Here is a 7,724-nt window from a genome sequence, read left to right as displayed (position 1 = left end):
GTCGTCGCGCCGCTGGGCGGCACGGTGCAGTCGGTGCTCGTCACGGTCGGCCAGCGTGTCGCCGAAGGCGAGAAGCTCGCGGTGATCGAGGCGATGAAGATGAACACCCAGATCAGCGCGCCGCGTGCCGGCCAGGTCGCCCGCGTCGAGGTGCGCGCCGGCCAGGTGGTCGAGACCGGCCAGCTGCTGCTGGTCATCGGCTGAGGCCGGCGCCGTGTTCGATCAGCTCGGCCCGTTCTTCGAGGCGCTGCTGGCGCAGACCGGCGTCGTGCACCTGAGCTGGGGCAACGTCGTGATGATCGCGGTCGGCGCGGCGATGGTGTACCTGGCGATCGCCAAGCACTACGAGCCGCTGCTGCTGGTCGGCATCGGCTTCTCGTGCATCGTCGCCAACGTGCCCGGCCCGCCCGACGACGTGCCCGGCGGCGAGGCGATCAGCGCCCTGCTCTACGTCGTCAAGGAGGGCGGCCTGTTCCACTACGCCTACGAAGGCGTGGCCAAGCTGATCATCCCGCCGCTGATCTTCCTGGGCGTCGGCGCGATGACCGACTTCGGGCCGATGATCGCCAACCCGCGCCTCGTGATCCTGGGTGCCGGCGCGCACCTGGGCATCTTCGTCGCGCTGATCCTGGCCAAGCTCTGCGGCTTCACGCTCGCCGAGGCCGGCGCGATCGGCATCATCGGCGGCGCCGACGGGCCGATGGCGATCTTCGTGACGATGCAGCTGGCGCCGCACCTGCTCGGGCCGATCTCGGTGGCCGCGTACTCGTACATGGCGCTGATGCCGCTGATCCAGCCGCCGGTGATGCGGGCGCTGACGACGCCGGCCGAGCGCCAGATCACGATGAAGCAGCTGCGCACCGTCGGCAAGGCCGAGAAGATCGCCTTCCCGATCGTGATGGCGGTGGTCGTGAACCTGTTCTTCCCGCCGGTCGCGCCGCTGATCACGATGCTGATGCTGGGCAACCTGCTGAAGGAATGCGGCGTCACCGAACGCCTGGCCAAGACCGCCGCCGGCGGGCTGATGAACGTCATCGTGCTGGTGCTGACGGTGGCCATCGGCTCGACGATGGCAGCCGACAAGTTCCTGAACTGGGACACGCTGCTGATCGTGCTGCTGGGCCTGGTGGCCTTCGTCTTCGGCACCGCCTCGGGCGTCATCACCGCCAAGGTGATGAACCTGTTCCTGAAGGAGAAGATCAACCCGCTGATCGGCTCGGCGGGCATCGCCTCGGTGCCGATCGCGGCGCGTGTCTCGCACATCGTCGCGAACCAGGAGAACCCGAAGAACTTCCTGATCTACCACGCGATGGGGCCCAACCTGGCCGGCGTCTTCGGCACCGCCATCTCCGGCGGCATCCTGCTCGCGCTGCTGGGCGCGGGCTGAGGAGCGGACGATGCAGCCCATCATCCCCGACACCCTCGAAGGCGCGCTGATCCTCAGCGTCATCGACTTCGTCGGCAGCTTCTTCATCATCGCCGCGATCGGCGTCGTGCTCGCCGGCTTCCCGCTGATCGGGCGTGTCGCGGCGCGTTTCGAGAAGCGCGAGCCCGCCCCCGCGCCGGCCGTTGCGCAGGCGGCGCCTCAGGACGACGGCGAGCTCGTCGCCGTGCTCGCCGCCGCCGCGCACGCGACGCTGGGCCGGCCGGTGCGCATCGTGCGCATCGAGCCGACGCAGGTCGGCGACGCCTGGACGGCCGAAGGCCGCGCGGCGCACCACGGATCGCACCAGCCGGCCCGAAGCCGCAGCTGAGGCCGGCAGGCGCTGCCGGGCGTCAGCGCTCGGGCCGGCCCCACATCCACAGCGCGACCAGCGCCATCGTGCCGGGCACCAGCACCTTGGACCACAGCGGCATCGGCGTCAGGAAGACGATGACCAGCGTGCTGGCGCCCATCATCCCCGTCGCCGCCCACTTGGCGTTGCGCGGGATGACCCCGCCTTCGCGCCAGCGCCGGATGCCCGGGCCGTAACGCGGGTGCGCCAGCAGCCAGCGCTCCAGCGCCGGCCAGCCGTGGCCGCCGGCCCAGGCAGCGACCAGCAGGAAAGGCACCGTCGGCAGCCCCGGCAGCACGACGCCGACGGCGGCCAGCAGCAGGCAGGCCAGCGCCAGCAGGCGCCACAGCAGCAGGACGACGGGACGGGGCAGCATGGGGTGATTCTCGCGTGCGCCGCCGCGACAATCGCCCAGCCCCAGCACAGGAGCACCCGATGTCCGCCCACACCCTGCCCCGCCCCGAGCACGACCGGAGCACCGTCCGATGAACGCCTGGCTGATGCTCGCCGGCGCGATCGGCGCCGAACTCGCCGCCACCACGGCGCTGAAACTCTCCGCCGGCTTCACGAAGCTTGCACCGTCGGCGGTCGTCGTCGTCGGCTACGGGCTGTCGTTCTGGCTGCTCGGCCAGGTGCTGAAGACGATGGAGGTCGGCATCGTCTACGCGATCTGGAGCGGCGCCGGGCTGGCGATCATCGCCTTGATCGGCATCGCCTTCCTCGGCGAGTCGGTCAGCGCGGTCAAGCTCGCCGGGCTGGCGGCGGTGCTGGTCGGCGTGGTGCTGCTGAACCTGGCCGACCGCCAGGCCTGAGCTCAGGCCAGCAGCGCCGCGCGCAGCGCGCGGATCTCGTCCGGGCCGGTGCGGCAGCAGCCGCCGATCAGGCGCGCGCCGCCGCGGCGCCAGCGCTCGGCCTGGGCGGCGAAGTCGGCGGCGTCGCGTTCGCCGTGCCAGCACTTGGCGACCGCGTCCCACTGCTCGCCCGAGTTCGGGTAGACGACGATCGGCAACCGCGTGCGCGCCTGCGCCGCGGCGATCAGCGCCGGCACGTATTCCGGCGCGGTGCAGTTCAGGCCGACCGCGGCGACACCCGGCAGGCCGTCGAGCGCGGCGGCGCAGTCGGCGAAACGTTCGCCTTGGCTGACGTGCTCGCCGTCGCGGCAGGAGAAGCTGATCCAGGCCGGCAGCGCCGGCTGCAGCGTGGGCAGCAGCGAGGCGATGGCCAGCGCCTCGTCCAGGCAGGGAATCGTCTCGCAGGCCAGCAGGTCGGCGCCGGCCGCGGCCAGCACCTCCAGCCGCGGGCGGTGGAAGGCGGCGAGCTGCTCGCGTGTGACGCCGGGGTAGCCGCGGTACTCGCTGCCGTCGGCCAGCATCGCGCCGTAGGGCCCGACCGAAGCCGCGACCAGCGGCCGGCGGCGGCCGGCGCGGTTCGCCGGCTCGGCCCAGAAGGCGTCGCGCGCCTCGATCGCCAGCGCCACCGAGCGCCGCATCAGCGCCACCGCCTCGTCGTGCGAGAAGCCGCGGCGCGCGAAGCCTTCGAAGGTCGCCTGGTAGCTGGCCGTCGTCGCGACGTCGGCGCCGGCGCGGAAGTAGTCCAGATGCACCTCGCGGATCAGCTCCGGGCGCTCGATCAGCAGCCTGGCCGACCACAGCGGGTCCTTCAGGTCGGCGCCGCGGCGCTCCAGCTCGGTGGCGAGCGCGCCGTCGAGCACGACGATGTCCTGCGCGGCGAGGGTGGTGGCGATCACGGGGTCGGGAATCATCGGCGGCGGCCTTCGCTGGGGAGCGGCGAGCTTAGCCGAGCGAGGCCAGGCGCTCGGCGAGGAAGTCGCGCAATCGCTGCACCGCCGGACGCAGCACGCTGCGGTCGGCGCAGGCCAGGAACAGCGGCGCCGGTTCGCCCTGCCAGTCTTCGCACAGCGCGACCAGCGCACCGCGGCGCAGGTCGTCGGCGACGTCCAGCCCCGACTTGTAGGCGATGCCCTCGCCGAAGATCGCCATGCGGCGCACCGCGTCGCCGTCGTCGCAACGCAGCGCGGCGTGCACCTCGACCGCCAGCTCGCGGCCGTCGCGCTCGAAACGCCAGCGCTCGTGCGGCCGGTCCGACAGCCGGTAGCTGAGGCAGCGGTGCTGCACCAGATCCTGCGGCTGCGCCGGCCGGCCGTGGCGCGCCAGATAGGCCGGCGACGCGCAGAGCACCCGCCGGTTGTGCGGCGCCAGTGCGACGGCGACGAGCTGGGTGTCGGCCGGCTCGCCGTAACGCAGCGCGACGTCGACCGCTTCGCGCGCCAGCTCGGCGACGCGGTCGGTCAGCTGCAGCTCGAACTCGATGCCCGGATGCTGCTCGCGAAACGCCTGCAGCCAGGGCAGCACCACGTTGCGCCCGAGGTCCGACGGCATCGACAGCCGGATGCGCCCGGCCAGCGCCTCGCGCCCGGCGGCCAGGCGTTCGCGCGCCTGGTCGATCAGCGCCAGGCCGCGCTCGCAGGCGTCGAGGAAGGCCAGGCCCTCGGGGGTCGGCCGAAGGCTGCGCGTGGAGCGCACGAAGAGGCGGAAACCCAGCGCCGACTCCAGCCGCTTGAGCGCCGCGCTGGCCGCCTGCGGGCTGACGGCCAGCTCGCGCGCCGCCGCCGACAGGCTGGCCGAACGCGCCGCGCGAACGAAGAACTGCAGGTCGCCGGGCGACACCGCTTTCAACGGCTGTTTGTAGCTGCTGCTCACGTCACCCTCTCGATCCGGCGGCCTGCCTACCCCACCATCTCGGCATTTTCCGCTTTGCCAGGAGAAAGCATGAAAGCCATCGTCTACACCGAAGCCGGCCTGCCGATCGAGGATGCGCGCTCGCTGTTCGAGACCGAACTGCCGGCGCCGGTGCCGCGCGAGCACGACCTGCTGGTGCGCGTGGCCGCCGTCGCCGTCAACCCGGTGGACACCAAGGTGCGCCGCAACCAGCCGACCGAGACGCCGCGCATCCTGGGCTGGGACGCCGTCGGCACCGTCGAGGCGGTCGGCGCCGCGGTGACCCGCTTCAAGCCGGGTGACCGCGTCTGGTACGCCGGCAGCATCGACCGCCCCGGCTCCTACGCCGAGCTGCAGTGCGTCGACGAACGCATCGCCGGCCACGCCCCGGTGACGCTGGACGACGCCGCCGCGGCCGCGCTGCCGCTGACGACGATCACCGCCTGGGAGCTGCTGTTCGACCGCCTGGGTGTCGCCGAAGGCGGCGGCGAAGGCCAGCGCCTGCTGGTCGTCGGCGCGGCCGGCGGCGTCGGATCGATCCTGGTGCAGCTGGCGCGCAAGCTGACGAAGCTGACGGTCATCGCCACCGCGTCGCGGCCCGAGACCGCCGACTGGGTGCGCAAGCTGGGCGCGCACGCCGTCGTCGACCATTCGAAGCCGCTGGCCGCCGAACTCGCCGCTGCCGGCCATCCGGCGGTCGACTACATCGCCAGCCTGACCCAGACCCATCTGCACTACGACGCCTACGTCGAGGCCGTCGCGCCGCAGGGCCGCATCGGCCTGATCGACGACCCGGAGCCGATCGACGTGCGCCGCCTGAAGCGCAAGGCGGTGTCGCTGCACTGGGAGCTGATGTTCACGCGGCCGCTGTTCGGCACGCCCGACCTCGTGCGCCAGCACGAGATCCTCGAGCGCGCCGCGGCGCTGGTCGACGCCGGCACGCTGGTCTCGACCCAGGGCGAGCACTACGGCGCCATCAGCGCCGCCAACCTGCGCCGCGCCCACGCGCTCGTCGAGAGCGGGCGCGCACGCGGCAAGCTGGTGCTGGCCGGGTTCTGACGCCGCTCAGGCCTGCGCCGGCACGCGCAGGTCCTGCATCAGCTCGAGCAGGCGCTGCGACTGGTCGCGCAGGCTGGTCGCAGCGCGCGACGCCTGCTCGACGAGCGCGGCGTTCTGCTGCACGTCGCGGTCCATCGCCGAGACGGCGGCCGAGACCTCGGAGACGCCGCGGCTCTGCTCGACGCTGGCGTCGCTGATGCCGCAGACCAGCTCGCTGAGCCGCGACATCGCTTCGATGACCTGGCCGATCGTCGCCCCGGCCTCGCCGACCAGGGCCTGGCCGCGGTCGATGCGCTCGTGGCTGGTGACGATCAGGCCCTTGATCTCCTGCGCCGCGGTGCTGCTGCGCTGGGCCAGCGCACGCACTTCGGCAGCGACGACAGCGAAACCGCGCCCGGATTCGCCGGCACGCGCCGCCTCGACGGCGGCGTTCAGCGCCAGGATGTTGGTCTGGAAGGCGATGCCGTCGATGACGCCGATGATGTCGTTGACACGCCGCGAGGCGTCGCCGATCTGGTCCATCGTCGACACCACGCCCTGCATCGCGTCGCCGCCGCGGCCGACCAGCGCCGAGGCCTCGGCGGCCAGTTCGCGTGCCGATTGCGCCTGGGTCTGGTTGTCGCGCACGCGCTCGTCGAGCCGGCCCATCGTCGTGCTCGTCTGCACGATCGCGCCGGCCTGGGCCTCGGTGCGGCGCGCGAGGTCGCCGTTGCCGCCGGCGATCTGCGCGCTGGCCACGGCCACGTGTTCGGCACCGGCGCGCACCGCCAGCACGCGGCGCGCCAGGCTCTCGACCATCTCGTGCAGATGGCGGCCGAGCTGGCTCAGCTCGTCGCGGCCGGGGAAACGTTCGCGCGCCGCGAGGTCGCCTTCGGCGACACGCTTCGCCAGACGCACCGCACGGTCCAGCGGGCCGACGATGGAGCGACCGATGGCCAGCGCCAGCGCCGAGACCAGCACCAGCGCCGACAGCCCGATCGCCCAGGCGGCCCAGCCGACCTGCCGCGCGGTGCGGTCGAAACGCGCGATGTCGGTTTCGGCGCGTTCGGTGCCCACCTTCACGGTGGCCAGCACACCGGCCTGGTGGCGCAGGAACTGCGCGTCGATGGCCTCCAGCCGCATGCGCGCGGCGGCCAGGCCGTCGCTCTCCATCACACGCAGCGCGTCGTCGATGAGCGCGATCAGCTTCTGGCCCTCGGCGTGCTGGGCGCCGAGCAGGCTGTCCTTCAGCGGCGAAGGCGACAGCGCCTGCCAGACCTTGGCACGCGCCTCGTAGTCGCGGCGCTGGGCCTCGAACTGCGCGCGCGCCTGTGCCACCGGCAGGCTGCCTTCCAGCGCGCGCGACATCGTCAGCCGGGCGTCGACCAGGTACAGCGGCGGCGGCAGGATGTCGGCGACGATGTCCTTGGACTCGAAGACCGCGTGGCTGTCGTCGGTCTGGTGGCGGTTGCCCCACAGCAGCAGCGCCCCGAGCATCACGACGGCGCAGAGAGCGACACCGGCGAGCAGCGTCAGACGGCCGCGAATCGACAAGTCGTGCAGAGAAGGCATCTCATGGCCCCGGTAATCGAGCGACGGCAGGCCATGCGCCGGCTAGGCGTCACGAGGGCGACGCAGAAACGATTCTAAAAATTCGCACAAAGAGCATTTGTGGCATTTTTGCGAGATCCCGCACGGTTTGTGCAGGATTGTCAGCGGCGGCGGTGCTGCCGCCGCCAGACCCAGGGCGGCACCGGCCGGGACTCGGCCCACAGCCCGGCGCGGTCGTGCCGCGCCTGCCACTGCAGCGCCGGCAGGTTGAGGTCGGCGGCGTAACCCTCCATGACCCAGGCCAGGCCGGCGCGCAGCTGCGCCGTGCCGGCGTCGCGGCCGCCGCAGGACACGTGGGCGATGGCACGGCCATAGCGGTCGCGGCCGGCGCTGCCGGGCAGCGGGCGGATCTCGGCGTGCCGGCGCAGGCACAGCGCGGCCAGGTGGCGGCGCGAGGCCGGGCCGAAAGCCTGGGCCTTCTCCGGCGCGTCGACGTCGGCCAGGCGCACACGCAGCGTGCCTTGCGGCGCCGGGCAGCGCGCGGTCAGCGTGTCGCCGTCGGCGACGGCGACGACCAGGCAGGAGAAGACGAGCGCGCTCAGCATCGGGGCGACGGCACCGG

Annotated in this window: 10 protein-coding genes; 5 read left to right on the top strand and 5 right to left on the bottom strand. The window is 72.7% G+C overall.

The genetic code is table 11. The annotated features are described in order from the left end of the window. The 3 genes from RBXJA2T_RS07240 to RBXJA2T_RS07230 form a co-directional block, all read left to right on the top strand. A partial coding sequence (locus RBXJA2T_RS07240; protein WP_009856686.1) for a biotin/lipoyl-containing protein occupies window positions 1-204 on the top strand: 204 nt, incomplete at its 5' end. A gap of 10 nt (window positions 205-214) precedes the next feature. Next, window positions 215-1,387, top strand: a complete 1,173-nt coding sequence (locus RBXJA2T_RS07235) for a sodium ion-translocating decarboxylase subunit beta (RefSeq protein ID WP_009856685.1) — start codon at window positions 215-217, stop codon at window positions 1,385-1,387. 10 nt (window positions 1,388-1,397) lie between these two features. After that, window positions 1,398-1,754 carry an OadG family transporter subunit gene (locus tag RBXJA2T_RS07230; protein ID WP_009856684.1) on the top strand — a complete coding sequence of 119 codons (357 nt, stop codon included), beginning with the start codon at window positions 1,398-1,400 and terminating at the stop codon, window positions 1,752-1,754. A 22-nt stretch (window positions 1,755-1,776) separates the two neighbouring features. On the opposite strand, the gene RBXJA2T_RS07225 is transcribed toward RBXJA2T_RS07230, so the two are convergent. Continuing rightward, window positions 1,777-2,151, bottom strand: a complete 375-nt coding sequence (locus RBXJA2T_RS07225; RefSeq protein WP_009856683.1) for a YbaN family protein — start codon at window positions 2,149-2,151, stop codon at window positions 1,777-1,779. 109 nt (window positions 2,152-2,260) lie between these two features. Here RBXJA2T_RS07225 and RBXJA2T_RS07220 point away from each other — a divergent pair, with 109 nt between their 5' ends. Further along, window positions 2,261-2,587, top strand: coding sequence for a DMT family transporter (locus tag RBXJA2T_RS07220; RefSeq protein WP_009856682.1), 327 nt, complete (start codon window positions 2,261-2,263; stop codon window positions 2,585-2,587). Between the two features lie 2 nt (window positions 2,588-2,589). On the opposite strand, the gene mmuM is transcribed toward RBXJA2T_RS07220, so the two are convergent. Beyond that, window positions 2,590-3,522, bottom strand: a complete 933-nt coding sequence (gene mmuM, locus RBXJA2T_RS07215; RefSeq protein WP_009856681.1) for a homocysteine S-methyltransferase — start codon at window positions 3,520-3,522, stop codon at window positions 2,590-2,592. 46 nt (window positions 3,523-3,568) lie between these two features. Then, window positions 3,569-4,462 (bottom strand): LysR family transcriptional regulator, encoded by an 894-nt coding sequence (locus tag RBXJA2T_RS07210; protein WP_138938807.1) that lies wholly within the window; start codon window positions 4,460-4,462, stop codon window positions 3,569-3,571. A 102-nt stretch (window positions 4,463-4,564) separates the two neighbouring features. Here RBXJA2T_RS07210 and RBXJA2T_RS07205 point away from each other — a divergent pair, with 102 nt between their 5' ends. Continuing rightward, on the top strand, window positions 4,565-5,572 hold the full coding sequence (locus RBXJA2T_RS07205) for a zinc-binding alcohol dehydrogenase family protein (protein WP_009856679.1): 1,008 nt from the start codon (window positions 4,565-4,567) through the stop codon (window positions 5,570-5,572). Window positions 5,573-5,578: 6 nt separating this feature from the next. On the opposite strand, the gene RBXJA2T_RS07200 is transcribed toward RBXJA2T_RS07205, so the two are convergent. Then, a complete protein-coding gene (locus RBXJA2T_RS07200; RefSeq protein ID WP_029718970.1) occupies window positions 5,579-7,123 on the bottom strand; it encodes a methyl-accepting chemotaxis protein in 1,545 nt (514 codons plus the stop codon). A gap of 140 nt (window positions 7,124-7,263) precedes the next feature. Next, entirely contained in the window at window positions 7,264-7,707 is a 444-nt protein-coding gene (locus tag RBXJA2T_RS07195) for a thermonuclease family protein (RefSeq protein ID WP_009856677.1), read from the bottom strand. Between the last annotated feature and the right edge of the window lie 17 nt (window positions 7,708-7,724).

This window comes from Rubrivivax benzoatilyticus JA2 = ATCC BAA-35, from assembly GCF_000190375.1.
GTDB lineage: Bacteria > Pseudomonadota > Gammaproteobacteria > Burkholderiales > Burkholderiaceae_C > Rubrivivax > Rubrivivax benzoatilyticus.
Note: the sequence above shows the minus strand (reverse complement) of the source record. Positions and strands in the feature narration are given on the sequence as shown.